The sequence below is a fragment of the Rhizobium rosettiformans genome (assembly GCF_016806065.1).
In the GTDB taxonomy this organism is placed as follows: domain Bacteria; phylum Pseudomonadota; class Alphaproteobacteria; order Rhizobiales; family Rhizobiaceae; genus Allorhizobium.
Genome location: NZ_CP032405.1, coordinates 3,914,890 through 3,933,294, shown reverse-complemented (window position 1 = coordinate 3,933,294; position 18,405 = coordinate 3,914,890). Strand labels below are relative to the sequence as shown.

Here is an 18,405-nt window from a genome sequence, read left to right as displayed (position 1 = left end):
TTTGCGAGGCGTAGATGAGTGGCAAGCATGTCGCGGTTTTGATGGGTGGATTGTCCTCCGAGCGGCCTGTGAGCTTGTCCTCTGGTGACGCCTGCGCTTCGGCTCTCGAAGGTGAGGGCTTCAAGGTCACGCGCGTCGATGTCGGTCGCGATATCGGTCGTGTCCTTGAGGATCTGAAGCCGGATGTCGCCTTCAATGCGCTGCATGGTCCCTATGGCGAAGATGGCACCATTCAGGGCGTGCTTGAATATCTCGAAATCCCCTATACCCATTCCGGCGTGCTTGCTTCGGCGCTAGCCATGGACAAGAAGCAGGCGAAGATCGTGGCCGCCCAGGCCGGTATTCCTGTCGCCGAAGCCATGGTCATCAACCGCTTCGACGTCGGCAATGCGCATCCAATGGCGCCGCCCTATGTCGTCAAGCCGGTTCGTGAGGGTTCGAGCTTCGGCGTCGTTATCGTCCGTGAGGACATGGCGCACCCGCCGCAGATCCTGACGTCGAGCGAATGGCGTTACGGCGATCTCGTGATGGTCGAACGTTATGTCGCGGGTCGGGAACTGACGTGCGGTGTGATGGATGGCAAGGTGCTCGGCGTGACCGAGATCGTGCCGCTCGGCAACAGCTTCTACGATTACGACTCCAAGTATGCGGCGGGTGGTTCGGAGCACGTGCTTCCTGCGCAAATTTCACCGAAAATTTACCAAAAAATACAATCATTAGCGCTGAAGGCACATCAGGCGCTCGGGTGTCGCGGAGTGAGTCGGTCCGACTTCCGCTACGACGATCGCTTCTCCGAGGATGGTGATCTGATTTGGCTGGAGCTCAATAACCAGCCGGGCATGACCCCCACCTCGTTGCTGCCGGAAATGGCTGCCCTTGCGGGCTACAGCTTTGGTGAATTTGTACGTTGGATGGTGGAGGACGCTTCTTGTTCTCGTTGAGCGGCAACAAATTGGTGGGTGAGTCCGGAGCTTATCCGGCTGCGCCGACTGCCTCGGGTGAGGCGAAGGTGCTGCCGCGTCCGCTGCGCCGCCTGGTGCGCTTTGTCCTTGCCTTGTGCTCGGGCCGTATCGCGCTCCCGCGCCATCTCGGGAAGGTCAGTCTTGCGACTTTCTATGGTTTGGTCAGTCTGCATGGCGTGGTCGTCGGTGGTCATGGTCCCGTTGTGGTGCAAAAGGTAACGGCATCGGCCGGGTTTGCTGTCGAAGATGTTCGCGTCTCCGGCAATCAGCATACGTCGGAGATCGATATTCTGCAGTTGCTCGGGCTTGATGGCTCGACCAGCCTGCTTGGTCTCGATATTGCTACGGCCCGCAAGGCGCTCTCCGAGCTGCCATGGGTCGAATCGGCAGAGGTTCGCAAGGTTTATCCGTCGACCGTCGAAGTGGTTCTGCGCGAGCGTCAGGCCTACGGTATCTGGCAGCATGGCAGTGACCTTTCGCTGATCGAGCGGTCCGGTTCGGTCATTGCGCCCCTTCGCGACAACAAATTCGCCTCGCTTCCGCTCTTCGTTGGGCGCGATGCCGAGACCGCAGCTGCGGCCATCGATGAGGAGTTTTCAAAGTGGCCGTCGATTGCCTCGCGGGTGAAGGCCTTTGTGCGTGTCGGCGGTCGCCGCTGGGACGTTCACATGGAGAACGGCATTGTCGTTCGTCTTCCGGAAGAAAATGTGCCGGGTGCTCTCGCTCTGCTTAACCGTTTCGACGGAGAGCAGCAGGTCCTTTCGCGTGACGTCGCGGTCGTCGATCTCCGTCTGCCGGATCGTGTCGCCATTCGCCTGACTGCCGGTGCGCAGGAGCGCCGTACGGCAGCACTCGAAGAGCGTCGCAAGGCCCTCAAGAAATTGGAGCGGAAGATATGAGCATCTTCGGTGGCTCTTCCTTTGGTTTTCCGCGCACCAAGCCGCTCTCGTCGAAGCGCGCACATGTCGTTTCGGTGCTCGACATCGGCTCGACCAAGGTGGTTTGCATCATCGCTCGCCTGACGCCGCGCCGCGAGTCGGCTGTCCTGCCGGGTCGCACGCACAATGTCGAGGTTATCGGTCTTGGTCACCAGCGCTCGCATGGCATCAAGTCGGGTGTGATCGCCGATCTGGATGCTGTAGAAAATGTCGTGCGCCTTGCCGTCGATGCTGCCGAACGCATGGCGGGCCTCACCGTCGAGAGCCTGATCGTCAACGTATCGGCCGGCCGTATCGGCTCTGATGTCTATACCGCCTCCATCGATCTCGGTGGTCAGGAAGTCGAATCCGGTGACCTGCGCAAGGTTTTGATTGCGGCCGGACAGCAGTCCCAGGGCAGTGACCGCGCCGTGCTGCATTCGCTGCCGACAGGCTTTTCTCTTGACGGAGAGCGGGGAATCCGTGATCCCCTTGGAATGTATGGCGACGTTCTCGGCGTCGACATGCATGTGGTCACGGCCGAACGTGCAGCGCTTCGCAATCTGGAGCTCTGCATCAACCGCGCCCATCTGACCGTCGAAGGTGTGGTTGCCACGCCTTATGCCAGCGGCCTTGCAGCCTTGGTCGACGACGAGGTGGAGCTCGGTTGCGCGGCGATCGACATGGGCGGTGGCATGACCACCATCTCTGTCTTCGCCGAAGGCAAGCTGATCCATACGGACGCCATCGGGATTGGTGGTCACCATGTGACGACCGATCTGGCGCGCGGGCTTTCGACCCGTATCGAGGATGCAGAACGTCTGAAGGTCGTTCACGGTTCGGCTGTCGCCAACGGCGCCGACGATCGTGAGGTCGTGTCCGTTCCGCCGATCGGCGAGGACGATCGCGATCAGCCGACGCAGGTGTCGAAGGCGCTTCTGACTCGGATCATCAGCGCGCGGATCGAGGAGACCCTCGAAATGCTGCGCGACCGGATCCAGAAGTCGGGCTTCTCGCCGGTGGTTGGCAAGCGCGTGGTTCTGACCGGTGGTGCCTGCCAGCTCACGGGTATGCCGGAAGCGGCCCGCCGCATTCTGGCCCGGAACGTGCGTATCGGTCGTCCGATGGGTGTCTCGGGTCTGCCGGCGGCAGCCAAGGGACCGGCCTTTTCGACGGCCGTCGGGCTGACGATCTATCCGCAGATGGCGGATCAGGAAACACATGCCGGGCAGGGCGGGTTGTTCTCGCCCTTCGGCAACGGAAACAGCCGCTTCGCCCGCATGGGCCAATGGCTGAAAGAGAGTTTTTGAGTTTACCCGGTCGGACACAAGGTTCGGCCAAGGGAAATCTGTTGAAATGACATGGCCGGCTTGGCGATGCGGCCGGAAAAAGAAGGAACGGGTACCATGACCATCAAGCTGCAGAAGCCAGATATTACTGAGCTGAAGCCCCGCATCACCGTCTTCGGTGTCGGTGGCGGTGGCGGCAATGCCGTCAACAACATGATCACCGCTGGTCTGCAGGGCGTCGATTTCGTCGTTGCCAACACGGATGCCCAGGCGCTGACCATGACCAAGGCCGAGCGCATCATCCAGCTCGGCGTCAATGTCACGGAAGGCCTCGGCGCCGGCTCCCAGCCGGAAGTCGGTCGCGCTGCCGCTGAAGAATGCATCGACGAGATCATCGACCATCTCAATGGTACCCACATGTGCTTCGTCACCGCTGGCATGGGCGGTGGTACCGGTACCGGTGCTGCTCCGGTCGTCGCCCAGGCTGCCCGCAACAAGGGTATCCTGACCGTTGGTGTCGTTACCAAGCCGTTCCACTTCGAAGGTGCGCGCCGCATGCGGCTTGCCGAGCAGGGCATCGAGGAACTGCAGAAGTCGGTCGACACGCTGATCGTCATCCCGAACCAGAACCTGTTCCGCATCGCCAACGATCGCACCACCTTTGCCGACGCCTTCGCGATGGCCGACCAGGTTCTGTATTCCGGCGTTGCCTGCATCACCGACCTGATGGTCAAGGAAGGCCTGATCAACCTCGACTTCGCGGACGTTCGCTCCGTGATGCGCGAAATGGGTCGCGCCATGATGGGTACCGGCGAAGCTTCGGGCGAAGGCCGTGCGATGCAGGCTGCAGAAGCTGCCATCGCAAACCCGCTGCTCGACGAAACCTCGATGAAGGGCGCCCAGGGCCTCCTGATCTCCATCACTGGCGGTCGTGATCTGACCCTCTTCGAAGTCGACGAAGCTGCGACCCGTATTCGCGAAGAAGTCGACCCGGACGCCAATATCATCTTGGGCGCCACCTTCGACGAAGCGCTCGAAGGCATCATCCGCGTGTCTGTCGTTGCCACCGGCATCGACCGTGCAGCACTTGCCTCCAAGGGCTTCGAAGCCGCTCCGCTCGCAAAGCCCGCTATGCGTCCCTCCGCGGCCGTTGCTCCGGCACCGGCCGCATATCAGCCTGCAATGACGCAGGCCCCCAAGCCGACCATGGATCCGGTCGCAGACACCATCCGTTCGGCTGAAGCCGCAATGGAACGCGAACTCGAAATCGCAACCGCCCGCCAGCCGGTGATGAGCCAGCCGCAGCCTGCTCCGCAGCAGGAATTCCGTCCGGCAAGCCGTCTGTTCGCTTCGCCGGCTCCGGAAGCTGCTCCGGCTCCGCAGATGATGCAGCCGGTCGCGCCTGCGCCAATCATGAGCCAGCCGGCTCCGGTGATGCAGCAGCCCGCACCTGTCATGCAGGCGCCGGTCGCTCCGGCACCTGTCATGGCAGAGCCGCGCATGGCAGCTGCTGAGCCCGTTCGTATGCCGAAGGTGGAAGACTTCCCGCCGGTGCTGCGTGCCGAGATCGATCATCGCGCCCAGCCGGCAGCACCCGCTGCCCAGGACGAGCGCGGACCGATGGGGCTCTTGAAGCGAATCACCAATTCGCTCGGTCGCCAGGCTGACGAAGAGCCTGTCATGGGTGACATGACCGGTTCGGCTCCGGCCGCTGCATCGCAGCAGCGTCGTCCGCTGTCGGCCGAAGCCAGCCTCTACGCTCCGCGTCGTGGCCAGCTCGACGATCACGGCCGTGCCACGCCGGCCCGTGCCACCAGCGAAGACGATCAGCTTGAAATTCCTGCCTTCCTGCGTCGCCAGACGAGCTAAGGGAAGTCGAGACTCAGCTTTGGAGACCCGGGTCGAGAGGCCCGGGTTTCTTGCGTTTCACGCTCTGTTACGAGACGTCGAATTCTTGATGATAATCAAGGGGTTGGCTTCGTTACAAAGCGAAAGAATCAGTGATTTGGCTCACGTCCCGGTCACACGTATGTATGTGATCAGAAACAGGGTCTTATGGCCCTTCGACAAGAGATTGCGACGGGAACACAAGATCCACCGCCTCGTCGCTTCATTTTAAGGCTATCGGAATGGCAATTGCTTTGCTCGGATTTCAAACCACGATCGCAGCGCCTCTCACGCTGACGGGTATCGGGGTTCATTCCGGCCGCGAGGTCTCCATCACTCTCCAGCCAGCGGAAGCAGGAACCGGTGTCGTCTTTGTGCGCCAGCATGACGACGGTTCGACTAGCGAATATCGCGCAGTGTCTGCACATGTCGGCAACACCGATCTCTGCACCGTGCTCGGCACCAATCCGGCGCGTTCCGTCGCCACGATCGAACACGTCATGGCCGCATTTTATGCGCTCGGTCTGGACAATGTCGTCGTCGAAGTCGATGGCGCCGAAATGCCGATCATGGATGGCAGTTCGGAAGTCTTCATCGATGCGATCGAACAGGTCGGTATCACCAATCTCGGCGTCAAGCGCCGTTACATCCGCGTCACCAAGCCGGTTCGCATCGAGGCCGGTGGTTCCTGGTCCGAGTTCCGCCCCTATGACGGCACGCGCTTCGAGGTCGAAATCGATTTCGACAGCAAGCTGATCGGCCGGCAGAAGTGGGAAGGCGACCTGACGGCTGAAACCTTCAAGACCGAATTGTCGCGCGCACGCACCTTTGGCTTCATGCGCGATGTCGAGCGCCTCTGGGCTGCTGGCTTTGCTCTTGGCTCTTCGCTTGAAAATTCCGTCGTCATCTCGGACGACGATACCGTGATCAATGTCGAAGGCTTGCGTTACGAAAAGGACGAGTTCGTCCGTCACAAGACGCTCGACGCCGTCGGCGATCTGGCGCTCGCCGGTGCGCAGTTCATCGGTTGCTACCGCTCCTATCGCGGCGGTCACAAGATGAATGCGAATGCGCTGAAGGCGCTGCTCAGCGACCCGACCGCCTATGAGGTCGTCGAAGCACCGAGCCGCAGCCATCAGGTCCGCGCCCGGGAATTCGTTCCGGTTCAGGTTTCGGAATTTGCGCCCTGGTCGGCGTAAGTACAAGACAGATCAGGCAAAGTTCAGCGCCGGCTTCTTCAAGAAGGCCGGCGTTTTGCTGAGCAGAAAAGGATAAGGGCAGAATGGCACTTTCTGGGTGCCCTGCCACAAAAATGCGTTAAAGTCGCATCACTGCGTTGCCCTAGTGCCGCTTTTGTGGCTAGAAACGCCAGTTGAAGGCGACGGTTTTCAAGCGGCGCTGCAATCGGGATCTTTCGAATGAATCAAGTGGGATCGGTCGTTGTGAAGAATGCCGTGCGTATTGCGGGCCTGAGCGTCATGTTGTCTTTCGGTGCCGTGCTCGCGGGCTGCCAGAGCGACCCGGATATCGACATCAGCAAGCTCGCCGCCGAGACCGAGCCGCCGGAAGTGCTCTATAATCAGGGCCTTGCCAACATCAAGGCCGGCAATATGGCCGAGGCGTCCCGCAAGTTCGACGCGGTCGATGCGCAGAACCCGTTCTCGGAGTGGTCGCGCAAGGCGCTCGTGATGAGCACCTTCACGAAGTATCGCCTCGGCCGCTATGCCGACGCGATCGCGACCGGCAACCGCTATATGAACCTGTATCCGAAGTCCGAGGATGCCGCTTACGCGCAGTATCTCGTCGGTCTGGCATACTGGAAGCAGATTTCAAACGTCACGCAGGACCAGCGCAACTCGGTCAAGACGATCGAAGCGATGGAGCGCGTCGTCAACGACTTCCCCGATTCGGAGTATGTCGATGACGCACAGGCGAAGATCCGCTTCGCGCGTGACCAGCTCGCCGGCAAGGAAATGCAGGTCGGACGCTACTATCTGGAGCGTAAGGAGTACCTCGCAGCCGTCTCGCGCTTCCGCGTCGTTGTCGAGCAGTATCCGAACACCAACCAGATCGAAGAGGCTCTGGCGCGTCTGGTCGAGTCCTACTACGCGATGGGCGTCGTCTCGGAGGCCCAGGCTGCAGCGGCTGTGCTCGGTCACAACTATCCCGACAGCCAGTGGTATGCCGACAGCTATGCGCTGCTGCAGAGAGGCGGTCTTGAACCGCGTGAGAATTCCGGTTCGTGGATCACCCGCGCCGGTCGCAGGCTGCTGATCGGGACCTGACGGTCTTAAGTCACGAAGTGAGAAACTGAGCCTATGCTGGTCCAGCTGTCGATCCGCGATATCGTTCTGATCGAGCGGCTGGATCTTGCCTTCGAGACCGGCCTATCCGTGCTGACCGGCGAAACCGGGGCCGGCAAATCCATCCTTCTCGACAGCCTGTCGCTGGCCCTTGGTGGCCGGGGCGATGGCTCGCTGGTCCGCCATGGCGAGGACAAGGGGCAGGTCACGGCCGTGTTCGATGTCGGCGGCAGCCATCCGGCCCGTACGCTTTTGAAGGGCAATGGCGTTGACGATGACGGCGATCTGATCTTCCGTCGCGTGCAATCCGCCGATGGCCGCACCCGGGCCTATATCAATGATCAGCCCGTCAGCGTGCAGCTGATGCGCCAGGTTGGCCAGTTGCTGGTCGAGATCCATGGCCAGCACGACGATCGTGCGCTGATCGATACCAATGCCCACCGCATGCTGCTCGACGCCTTTGCCGGGCTGACCGACGAAGCGCTGGATCTCGGGGAAAGCTATCGCCGCTGGCGGGAGGCCGAGCGGGCCTACAAGACCCACAAGGCGAAGGTCGAGGCGGCCGCACGCGAAGCCGATTATCTGCGGGCCTCCGTCGAGGAGTTGGAGGGCCTTTCACCGCTTGATGGTGAGGAGGATGAGCTCGCCGAGCGACGTTCCGCCATGCAAAAATCCGAACGCATCGCCGGTGACATCGCTGAAGCTTCAGAATTCCTCAATGGCAATGCGTCGCCAGTGCCGCATATTGCATCCCTGATGCGCCGACTGGAACGCAAGAGCCATGAGGCTCCCGGACTGCTGGAAGAGACCGTACAGCTGCTTGGCACGGCTCTCGACACCCTGTCTGCCGCGCAGATGGAGGTGGAAGCTGCCTTGCGCCGCACCGAGTTCGATCCGCGCGAGCTAGAGCGGGTCGAGGAGCGACTGTTTGCGCTTCGTGCGGCAGGCCGGAAATACTCGGTCCCCGTCGCAGATCTCCCGGCGCTTGCCGAAAAGATGGTGGCCGATCTTGCCGATCTCGATGCCGGCGAAGAGCGGCTTGGACAGCTGGAGGCAGCCGTCGTCGAGACCCGGGCGCATTACGACCACCTAGCGCTGCAGCTGTCCGGCAAACGGCAGAACGCCGCCCAGGCGCTCGCCGATGCCGTCATGCAGGAACTGCCGGCCTTGAAGCTGGAGCGGGCGCGTTTCATGGTCGAGGTTTCAGCGGACGCCGAGAATGCGACCGTCGATGGCATCGACACGGTCGAATTCCACGTTCAGACCAATCCCGGCACGCGACCTGGCCCGATCATGAAGGTGGCTTCGGGTGGCGAGTTGTCCCGCTTCCTGCTGGCACTCAAGGTGGCGCTTGCGGATCGAGGGTCCGCGCCCACGCTCGTGTTCGACGAGATCGACACGGGTGTCGGCGGTGCGGTGGCCGATGCCATCGGTCAGCGGCTGAAGCGCCTCTCGGCCAAGGTTCAGGTGCTGTCCGTCACTCACGCGCCGCAGGTTGCAGCTCGCGCGTCGGCGCATTTCCTCATCTCCAAGGGACCGACGGGTGATGTGGGGGACAAGATCGCGACCCGGGTTGCCATCATGGAGCCGGAGCATCGCAAGGAAGAGATCGCGCGCATGCTTGCGGGCGCTTCCGTCACCGATGAGGCGCGTGCGGCAGCCGCCAAACTGCTTGCCGCCGGCGAGTGAGCCACATCCATCCGGCCGTGGTTGCCTTCCACCCTGAAACCTGTTTCCTTGCCGCATCATGATGGACCTGATCCAGACCTACTGGGCCGAGACCCTTGCCGTTCTGTCCGTCGTTTTCGGCACGGTGGCGGCCACCCATGCCGCGATGACGAAACGCGAGGTGCGCTCGGCGCTGGGCTGGGTCGGCATCATCATCCTGTCGCCGCTGGTGGGAGCCATGATCTACGCGGTCGCTGGGATCAACCGCATCCGTCGCGCAACGCTGATTTCGCGACGCGCGCTTGAGCTCGACGAGATCTGGCGCAGTCTCTCGCTCTACAGCATCGACCGCGAAACCGTGGCTGCCCAGTTCGGCGACCGATTCGGACCGATGAAACTGCTCGGCGACAGGGTAACTCGGCATCCTCTGTCGTCGGGTAACCGGATCGAAATGCTCTCTTCCGGTGAGGAGACCTTCGATGCCATGTGCCAGGCAATCGATGCCGCGCAACACAGCATCATCCTCGAAACCTATATCTTCGATCGCGATGTGGTCGGCCGGCGCGTGGCCGACTGCCTGATCGCCGCGCATCAGCGGGGTGTCGCCGTCCGGGTGATCGTCGACGCCGTCGGGGCCCGCTACAGCGTCCCCAGCATTATCGGCTATCTCGAAGAGGGGGGCGTCCCGGTCGCCGTCTTCAACGGGCAGGTCATCATGGGGCTGCGGCTGCCTTACGCCAATCTGCGCACGCACCGGAAAATCCTGGTGACGGACGGGACCACCGCTTTTGTCGGCGGCATGAATATCCGTGCGGGCTTTACCGGGCCGGATGGCGCGCGCGACACCCATTTTCGTGCCACCGGACCTGTTGTCGCCGATATCTTGGCGGTTGCCGCCGAGGACTGGCACTTCGAGACCGGCGAGGTGCTGCTCGGGCCGGAATGGGGCGTCCGGCTCGATGACGCCGTGGCTGGGGCAGGGACGGCTGTGCGTGCGGTGGTATCCGGGCCGGACACCCGTATCGAGACGAATCACCGGCTCTTGCTCGGCGCGTTTTCCGTGGCCGAACGGTCGATCCGCATCGTCTCACCCTACTTTCTGCCCGATACGACCTTCATTGCGGCGCTGAACACCGCTGCGCGTCGGGGCGTTCAGGTGGACGTGATCGTGCCGTCGCAGAACAATCTGGCGATCGTTGCGCGTGCAATGATGGGGCAGTTCGACCAGATCCTGCGGGAAGGCTGCCGCGTGCATCTGTCGACAGGTGCCTTCGATCATTCGAAGCTCATGGTCATCGACCGGCAATGGTGCTTCATCGGCTCGTCCAATCTCGATTCGCGCTCGCTTCGATTGAATTTCGAGATCGATCTCGAAGTCTATGACCGCGGTCTTGCCGCGCAGATCGAAGACCGGATCGACCGCAGTCTGTCCAGCGCGAGACAGGTCACGCTCGATACACTCAGGGCACGATCTCTGCCCAATCGGATGATTGATCGCTTGTTCTGGCTCGGATCGCCCTATCTTTAATCGGGGCGGGCGTTTTCAGCGCGGCCTCAACCGCAACCGGCCACCGGCCCAACCGACGACGGATGCTACAGGTGTGATGAAGAAGACCAAACCTAGCCTCGCCCGCACGATGGTGACCTCCATCCGAAATCGCAGATGGCGTCCGGCCGAGGGGATGGTCAAGACACAGGTCGACGGTGCGCTGACGGTCGCCTCCTACAATGTGCACAAATGCGTCGGCACGGACGGCAAGTTCGATCCCGAACGGATCATCGACGTTATCCGGGAAATCGGCCCCGACGTGATCGCGCTGCAGGAGGCGGACCAGCGTTTCGGCGAGCGCTCCGGGCTTCTCGATCTCAACCGGCTGCGGTTGGAGACTGGCCTTTTGCCGGTACCGGTTTTAACCGGGCCGAAGTCGCATGGATGGCGGGGCAATGTCCTGCTGTTTCGCGAAGGGATTGTGCGGGACGTGCATCAGGTGGCACTGCCCGGGCTCGAGCCGCGGGGCGCTCTGGTGGCCGAAATCGACATTGAAGGCCGGGCAGGTCTTCGGGTCATTGCCGCGCATCTCGGCTTGTTGCGCTGGGCGCGCCGCCAGCAGGCGGATGTCATTCTCGATCTCTTGCAGAACCGCGCCGAGCGGGCCACGCTCTTGATGGGGGATTTCAACGAGTGGCGGCTGGGCCCCGGCTCCGCGCTCACACGGCTGGAGCCGGTTTTCGGACCTCTGCCGCCACCTGTCCCGAGTTTTCCGGCTCGTATGCCTGTTCTTTCTCTCGACCGGATCATGGCGAACCGGTCCGGTCTGATCGCCGATCTGACGGCGCATGATACGCCGCTTGCACGCCTTGCTTCCGATCATCTGCCGCTGACGGCAAGGCTTGATCTCAGCAAGGTGGAGGAGTGAGCGCACGCTCTTTTCATTCGCCGATTTTCCGCTAAACCCGACTGACGAAATGCGGAGGTTGCCATGGCTGTTGAGACCATTCCTGTCGAGACCTTGACCGAGGACCAGGCGAAGGCCGAACTGCAGCGGCTGGCAACCGAAATCGCCCATCACGACGCGCTTTACCACGGCAAGGACAAGCCGGAGATCTCGGACGCGGATTATGATGCGCTGAAGCTGCGCAATGATGCGATCGAAGCGCAGTTTCCGGAGCTGGTGCGCACCGACAGTCCCTCCCAGCGCGTCGGCGCGGCCCCAGCCGGTATCTTCGCGCAGGTCGTTCACGCCCGCCCGATGCTGTCGCTCGACAACACCTTTTCGGATGAGGACGTCCAGGACTTCGTATCCTCGGTCTATCGCTTCCTTGGCCAGCTGCCGGACGATTCCATCGCCTTCACGGCCGAGCCCAAGATCGACGGACTGTCGATGTCGCTGCGTTACGAAAACCGCAGGCTGGTCACGGCCGCGACCCGCGGCGACGGTACGACGGGTGAGAATGTCACGGCGAACATCCGCACGATCAAGGAAATCCCAACCGAGCTTCCGGCCGATGCCCCTGACGTGGTCGAGGTGCGCGGCGAAGTCTATATGGCGAAGTCCGACTTCCTGGCGCTCAACGCGCAGATGGAGGCTGAGGGCAAGCAGACCTACGTCAATCCGCGCAACACGGCTTCCGGCTCGCTGCGCCAGCTCGATCCGAAGGTGACGGCGAACCGCAAGCTGCGCTTTTTTGCCTATGCCTGGGGCGAGATGAGCCAGATGCCGGCGGAAACGCAATGGGAGATGGTGCAGGTTTTCGGCCGCTGGGGCTTCCCGATCAACCCGCTCACCCAACGTCTGACCTCGGTTTCGGCGATCCTCGACCATTACCATGAGATCGGGCTGCAGCGGCCTGATCTCGACTATGACATCGACGGTGTCGTCTACAAGGTCGACCGGCTCGATCTTCAGGCACGCCTCGGTTTCCGGTCCCGGTCGCCGCGCTGGGCGACGGCGCACAAGTTCCCGGCCGAGCAGGCTTTCACCACGGTTGAAGCCATCGACATCCAGGTCGGCCGCACGGGGGCGCTGACGCCGGTTGCGCGTCTCACGCCGATCACCGTCGGCGGCGTGGTCGTCACCAATGCGACGCTGCACAACGAGGACTACATCAGGGGCATCGGCAATTCCGGCGACCGCATCCGGCCTGACGACCACGATATCCGCATCGGTGACACGGTGATCGTCCAGCGCGCTGGCGACGTCATCCCGCAGGTGCTCGACGTGGTCCTGGAGAAGCGGCCAGAGGACTCGGCGCCGTATGTTTTCCCGAAGACCTGCCCGGTTTGTGGCAGCCATGCGGTGCGGGAGAAGAACGAAAAGACGGGCAAGCTCGATTCGGTTACGCGCTGCACCGGCGGTTTCGTCTGCCGGGCCCAGGCCGTGGAACACATCAAGCATTTTGTGTCACGCAATGCCTTCGACATCGAAGGGCTCGGGACCAAGCAGGTCGACTTCTTCTTCGAGAGCGACGATCCGGCGCTGATGATCCGCACCGCGCCCGACATCTTCACGCTGAAGGCGCGGCAGGACCAATCGCTGACCAAGCTCGAGAATATCGAAGGCTTTGGTCGTATCAGTGTGCGCAAGCTGTTCGAGGCGATCGATGCGCGGCGCGAGATCGCGCTCCACCGTTTGATCTTTGCGCTTGGCATCCGCCATGTCGGCGAGACGACGGCCAAGCTCCTGGCGCGGTCCTACGGCAGCTATGCGGCCTTTGCGGAAGCCATGCAGGCGGCAGCGCCAAAGTTCGGCGATGCGTGGAGCGAATTGAACAGCATTGAGGGGATCGGCGAGGTCGTCGCAGCCTCGATCGTCGAATTTTTCAAGGAGCCGCGCAATCTCGAAGTCGTCCAACGCCTGTTGAGCGAAGTGACGCCACTGGACGCAGAGGCGCCGGTCGCAAGCAACAGTCCTGTGGCTGGCAAGACCGTCGTCTTCACCGGATCGCTGGAGCGCTTCACGCGGGACGAGGCCAAGGCACGGGCCGAAGGGCTCGGGGCAAAGGTCGCGGGCTCCGTATCGAAAAAGACAGACTATGTGGTGGCGGGTCCGGGTGCCGGCTCCAAGCTCGACAAGGCACGTGAACTCGGCGTCCAGGTGATGACCGAAGACGAATGGCTGACGCTGATCGGGGGCTGAGGTCAGGCTGCGGTAATTGCTGTTTCCGCAAGGTCGAGGCGAACGGGTTCCGGCTGATGGGGCGTGCGCGGCAGGTCGCGTTCGAGCACGATCCTGTTGCGGCCGGACGACTTCGCGAGATAAAGCGCCTGATCGGCTGCGGCGTAGACGGCCGTGAAATCGCGAAGCGGCGTGATGTCGGCCAAGCCGCCGGATATGGTAACGGCGATCGACTGGTGGACGGACTCGACCAGACGGTTGGCAATGGTTCGCCGTAGCTTTTCCGCCATCGCGATGACATCGGCAAACTCGGCATCCCGAAAGAGGATGGCGAACTCTTCTCCGCCGATCCGCGCGACGAGATGGGCGGGTCCGGTGATCTCGCAGAGCGTTCTCGCCACCGAGACAATCACGTCGTCCCCGGCCAGATGGCCATAGCGATCATTGATCTGCTTGAAACGGTCGATGTCCAGGATCAGCAAATGCCCGCGCTCAACCTGAGAGAGATCGTCGATGAAGGCGCGGCGGTTGAGCAGGCCCGACAGCATGTCGGTGCGGCTCAACTGGCGGAATTCGAGCCTGGTTCTGGCGAGGTGGATGACCGCATAACCCATGTAGAGCGAGCAGAGCATCGTCAGGACGAAGGATACAATCATGGCGATGCCGCAGCCGATTGCTAGATCGCGCAACAACGGGTTGAGCAAGACATCGAAGGTATGCAGGACAAGCAAGATGCCTGCGACCATGAAGCAGGCGATGATCGAATTACGGATCGACAGTCTGGTCGCAAAGCGGATCACCGCATCCCAGTTGTCGAATTCTGTGAGCCCAATATCGCGGATGACCCACGCTTCAATCCGTTGCTTCAACATAGATTTTGACCACACAGAAAGACTTGAAACGAAAATCGATCAGTCGACGCGAGAGCTTATCTGTCGCCGTCTGCTGTCATGAAATATGGTTGCTCGCAAACATTGCGACCGCTTTACGTCAAGGTGCCGAATGCAACCCTAGCCGTAAAGAGTTCATTTTCATTTCTACTAGTATTAATCCCCTAAAAATTAAGGTTCGATGAATCCAAAACCCTGGATTGCATATGTACGCGTGCCGATCCGAGACGTTCACGGCTCAGTGAAGCCGGATGGGACAACCTGCAGCTGATGGAGAGACGGATTGTTGACGAAGAGCAGGCCGCCCCGGGACGTCGAGCCGGCAGCGATGTAGTCGAAGGTCATTCCGGCCTCCTCGATCGCCGTGGCGCCGTCGAGAAGGGATCCCTTTATCTCGACCGCTGCAGCGGCCTGATCGCCTGAATTACGCACTTCGATCATGACGCGCCAGCCCGAGGGCAGGGGATCGATGGTGAGGATCTGGGCGGCAAGCTCCGGTGGGCGGTCTGCGTTCGTCATTGCTTCGAATGCCATCCAGCCGATCATCGCCACGACGATTGTGGTTGATGCAAGTCCGGTGAGCCACTCGACCCAGTGTGGTCGGATCGGATCGGCAGATTTGCTGACATCATGACGGGTCATGGCGGGCCTCCTCAAAGGATAAGTCTGGCGGCAGCCGCGCCGATCGCTGCGGGGAAGCCGAGGACGACCAGCGTCAAAACGGCCTCGGTGGTGCCGAGGTCATCCAGTCGGCCGAAGGTCCAGAGGCTGTAGAGGCTGACGGCGAGGGCGACGACATAGCCGGGTATCGTGAAGCGCACAAAGGCGTGCCAGACCGGCGTGTCCTCCTGAAGACTATGGCTGCCTTTGAAGGCGAGCGCATAGACGAAACCATGCATCAGCATCATCGACAGTGCGATGAGGGCAAGCGCATGCCAGATGGTCATCTTGTAGGCGAGAAGGATCATTTCCTCTGTTGGCGCCAGATTGAGCGACAGGAAAAGTGCGCCAACGGCCATCATGAAAAGTTCGGTGAGATATCCCGTACTGACTTCCTGGCTCGGATCGCTGTCGTCTTCATCGTCCTCCTCGTCCTGCATGCTGAGCTGGCTTCGGCCGAGCAATGCGCCGATGCTCGCCGGCACCGCCTGCAGCGCCACCATGCCGACCCATTCGCGTGGCGCCATGCCGAACTTGATCACCCCGAGCAGCACGAGGATCAACGCACTGGCCACCACGCCCATGCCATAGGCGACGATCGCGTCTCGGGCCGACTCGCGCCAGGTGGCGGTCCGTTCGAAACCGATGCGGTGGGAGAGCCCGATGAGGAGAGGAAGATTGAGAACGAGCAGCAGCAGAAGCCGCTCTCGGTCCATGTAGAAGCCCAAGAACCACATCTCCATCGTCATCAGCATGGGGATGGAGAAGAGCAGGGCTCCGGCAAGCCCGCGTGCAAGGCCGACGAGAAACCGGCTTACCCGTGCCGATTCGTGAGTTTCATTCGCGACTTCTGCCATTGTTCCACCGTCCCTTGCCGCGCAGGGAATGCGCAAATGGGGGTGGTTGTTCCGTCTGGCAGGAGGTTGACCGGCTGCCGTAAGGCAACCGGCTCATGTCTTGAAGGAGGGCTGCTGCGCCTCCCTGCGACCAGGGGCTGCTCAGCCCTTCGGCTTGAAGGTCTTCTTCTTTGGACCTGCCGATGGGCCACGGTCGTCGAACTTGCCCTTGGGCTTTCCAGCGCCGGCAAAGGCGGGCTTGTCGCCCTTCGGCTTGCCGGCCCAGTCGGGCTTGGCAGGCTTGTCCCAGGAATTCGAGGCACCCTTCGGCTTCTTCTTGAAACCCGGCTTGTCGTCGCTCCAGTCGGTGCGCTTCGGCTTGGGCGCGTCGCCCCAGACTTCCGAATCCGTCACCGCCATGGCGTCGCGCGGCGGCCGGGCAGGGCCGTCGTCCTTGCGGGCATAGGGTTTCTTGTCCCCGAACGGCTTCTTTTCACCATAGGGTGCCTTGTCGCCATAGGCTTTCTTTTCGCCGTAAGGCTTCTTGTCGGCATACGGCTTCTTGTCGCCAAAGGGCTTGCGATCGCCATCTTCGCGCGGCGGCCGGGCTGCGCGTTCCTTCGGCGCGGCATTAAAGTCCGGCATGCCGGGGAGCTGCGCCATGGTGATGCCGCGCTCGAGCGCCTTGTTCGGACCAAGTGCGCTGAGGAACGTGTCGAGCGCGCTTTCGGCGATCTCGACGAAGGTTTCCTCCGGCTGCATCTTGATTGCGCCGATCTCGTTCTTGGTGATGTTGCCGTTGCGGCAGAGCATCGGGATCAACCAGCGTGGCTCGGCATGCTGGCGACGGCCGACGGATACGGAGAACCAGACGCTGGCGCCAAAATCGCCACGCGGCTTGGTCGCCGAGTTCGCCGGGTTGGCATAGTCCGGCTCCTTGCGAGCCTTTCCGGCTTCGAGGCTGACCGGGATCAGATCTTCCGGTGCTGAACGCTTGCCGCGCTGCAGACGCAGGAAGGCCGCAGCCACCTGTTCGGCGCCGTGGGTCGCGATCAGCGATGCGATCATCGGCGCTTCGTCTTCGGTGATCACTTCCGTCAGCATGGGATCGCCCATCAGGCGTTCATCGTCGCGGGCCTGGACTTCGTCGGCGGAGGGCGGGAGCGCCCAGGTCGGGCGAACATTGGCGCCGCCCAGCAGGCGCTCGGCCTTGCGACGGGCACTGTTCGGCACGATTAGTGCCGAGACGCCCTTGTTGCCGGCGCGGCCTGTGCGGCCGGAGCGATGCAGCAGGGTTTCGGAATTGGTCGGCAGGTCGGCATGAATGACGAGTTCCAGACCGGGGAGGTCGATGCCGCGGGCCGCGACGTCGGTCGCGATGCAGACGCGCGCACGGCCATCGCGCATGGCCTGCAGCGCATGGGTGCGTTCGTTCTGCGAAAGCTCGCCGGACAGCGCCACGACCGAGAAGCCACGATTGTGCAGGCGTGCCGTCAGATGGTTCACGGCAGCGCGAGTGGAGCAGAAGACAATGGCGTTGCGGGCTTCATAGAAGCGCAGCACATTGATGATGGCATTCTCGCGATCGGGATTGGCGACCATCAGCGCGCGATATTCGATGTCGACGTGCTGCTTCTGTTCGGATACGGCCTCGATGCGGCGCGCATCCCGCTGGTAGCTCTTGGCGAGATCGGCGATCGAGCGTGGTACGGTCGCCGAGAACATCAGAGTGCGGCGATCGTCGGGCGATTCTTCCAGAATGAATTCGAGGTCTTCGCGGAAGCCGAGATCAAGCATCTCGTCGGCCTCGTCGAGCACGACGACACGCATTTGGGACAGATCGAGCGCGCGGCGGGTAATGTGGTCGCGCAGGCGTCCCGGTGTGCCGACGATGATATGGGCACCGCGCTCAAGCGCCCGGCGCTCATTGCGGATGTCCATGCCGCCGACGCAGGAGCCGATAATGGCGCCGGTCTCGGCATAGAGCCATTCCAGCTCACGCATGACCTGCATGGCCAGTTCACGGGTCGGCGCGATCGCAAGGGCGAGTGGCGCACCGGCGCGCTCGAAACGACCACCTTCCGGCAGCAGCGTCGGGGCCATGGCGAGACCGAAGGCAACCGTCTTGCCAGAGCCCGTCTGGGCGGAGACGAGCGCATCGCGACCTTCCAGTTCGGGGTCGATCATGGCCTGCTGCACGGGTGTCAGGGTGTCGTAGCCGCGCTTGCGCAAGGCCTCAGCGATCGCCGGAACGATGGCGTCGAAATCAGTCATGAAGTGGTCTTTCGAAAGTGATGGATGATGCGGGCCAAAGCGCCGCGCCCGCCGATTGCGGGTATGTTGGGGCTGTTCCTACTCGTCTCGACCCGGAAAGTCG

At 62.0% G+C, this 18,405-nt stretch carries 14 protein-coding genes; 10 read left to right on the top strand and 4 right to left on the bottom strand.

Annotated elements, in window-relative coordinates:
- The first annotated feature begins 14 nt into the window (after positions 1-14).
- From D4A92_RS19280 to ligA, 10 genes are all read left to right on the top strand, one after another.
- On the top strand, positions 15-941 hold the full coding sequence (locus D4A92_RS19280; protein ID WP_203016618.1) for a D-alanine--D-alanine ligase: 927 nt from the start codon (positions 15-17) through the stop codon (positions 939-941).
- The gene (locus D4A92_RS19275; protein WP_425959303.1) at positions 929-1,861 is read left to right on the top strand and encodes a cell division protein FtsQ/DivIB; all 933 of its coding nucleotides are present in this window, start codon (positions 929-931) and stop codon (positions 1,859-1,861) included. Before D4A92_RS19280 ends, D4A92_RS19275 begins: the two co-directional genes overlap by 13 nt.
- Positions 1,858-3,189 carry a cell division protein FtsA gene (gene ftsA, locus D4A92_RS19270; RefSeq protein ID WP_203016616.1) on the top strand — a complete coding sequence of 444 codons (1,332 nt, stop codon included), beginning with the start codon at positions 1,858-1,860 and terminating at the stop codon, positions 3,187-3,189. Before D4A92_RS19275 ends, ftsA begins: the two co-directional genes overlap by 4 nt.
- 96 nt (positions 3,190-3,285) lie before the next feature.
- On the top strand, positions 3,286-5,037 hold the full coding sequence (gene ftsZ, locus D4A92_RS19265; RefSeq protein WP_203016614.1) for a cell division protein FtsZ: 1,752 nt from the start codon (positions 3,286-3,288) through the stop codon (positions 5,035-5,037).
- A 260-nt stretch (positions 5,038-5,297) separates the two neighbouring features.
- Complete coding sequence (gene lpxC / locus D4A92_RS19260) at positions 5,298-6,254, top strand: UDP-3-O-acyl-N-acetylglucosamine deacetylase (protein ID WP_203016612.1); 957 nt, start codon at positions 5,298-5,300, stop codon at positions 6,252-6,254.
- 279 nt (positions 6,255-6,533) lie between these two features.
- Positions 6,534-7,340, top strand: a complete 807-nt coding sequence (locus tag D4A92_RS19255) for an outer membrane protein assembly factor BamD (protein WP_425959331.1) — start codon at positions 6,534-6,536, stop codon at positions 7,338-7,340.
- Positions 7,341-7,373: 33 nt separating this feature from the next.
- Positions 7,374-9,047: a DNA repair protein RecN gene (gene recN / locus D4A92_RS19250; protein ID WP_203016610.1), complete on the top strand. Its 1,674-nt coding sequence runs from the start codon at positions 7,374-7,376 to the stop codon at positions 9,045-9,047.
- Between the two features lie 58 nt (positions 9,048-9,105).
- The gene (gene cls, locus D4A92_RS19245) at positions 9,106-10,554 is read left to right on the top strand and encodes a cardiolipin synthase (protein ID WP_203016609.1); all 1,449 of its coding nucleotides are present in this window, start codon (positions 9,106-9,108) and stop codon (positions 10,552-10,554) included.
- 76 nt (positions 10,555-10,630) lie between these two features.
- Positions 10,631-11,443, top strand: a complete 813-nt coding sequence (locus D4A92_RS19240) for an endonuclease/exonuclease/phosphatase family protein (protein WP_203016608.1) — start codon at positions 10,631-10,633, stop codon at positions 11,441-11,443.
- 63 nt (positions 11,444-11,506) lie between these two features.
- Positions 11,507-13,663, top strand: coding sequence for an NAD-dependent DNA ligase LigA (gene ligA / locus D4A92_RS19235; protein WP_203016607.1), 2,157 nt, complete (start codon positions 11,507-11,509; stop codon positions 13,661-13,663).
- A gap of 2 nt (positions 13,664-13,665) precedes the next feature.
- Here the strand turns inward: ligA and D4A92_RS19230 are convergent, their stop codons facing one another.
- The 4 genes from D4A92_RS19230 to D4A92_RS19215 form a co-directional block, all read right to left on the bottom strand.
- A complete protein-coding gene (locus tag D4A92_RS19230) occupies positions 13,666-14,514 on the bottom strand; it encodes a GGDEF domain-containing protein (RefSeq protein ID WP_203016606.1) in 849 nt (282 codons plus the stop codon).
- 249 nt (positions 14,515-14,763) lie between these two features.
- Positions 14,764-15,174 carry a hypothetical protein gene (locus tag D4A92_RS19225; protein WP_203016605.1) on the bottom strand — a complete coding sequence of 137 codons (411 nt, stop codon included), beginning with the start codon at positions 15,172-15,174 and terminating at the stop codon, positions 14,764-14,766.
- Between the two features lie 11 nt (positions 15,175-15,185).
- Entirely contained in the window at positions 15,186-16,049 is an 864-nt protein-coding gene (locus D4A92_RS19220; protein ID WP_203016604.1) for a TIGR02587 family membrane protein, read from the bottom strand.
- Positions 16,050-16,190: 141 nt separating this feature from the next.
- Entirely contained in the window at positions 16,191-18,302 is a 2,112-nt protein-coding gene (locus tag D4A92_RS19215; protein WP_203016602.1) for a DEAD/DEAH box helicase, read from the bottom strand.
- Positions 18,303-18,405: the final 103 nt, after the last annotated feature.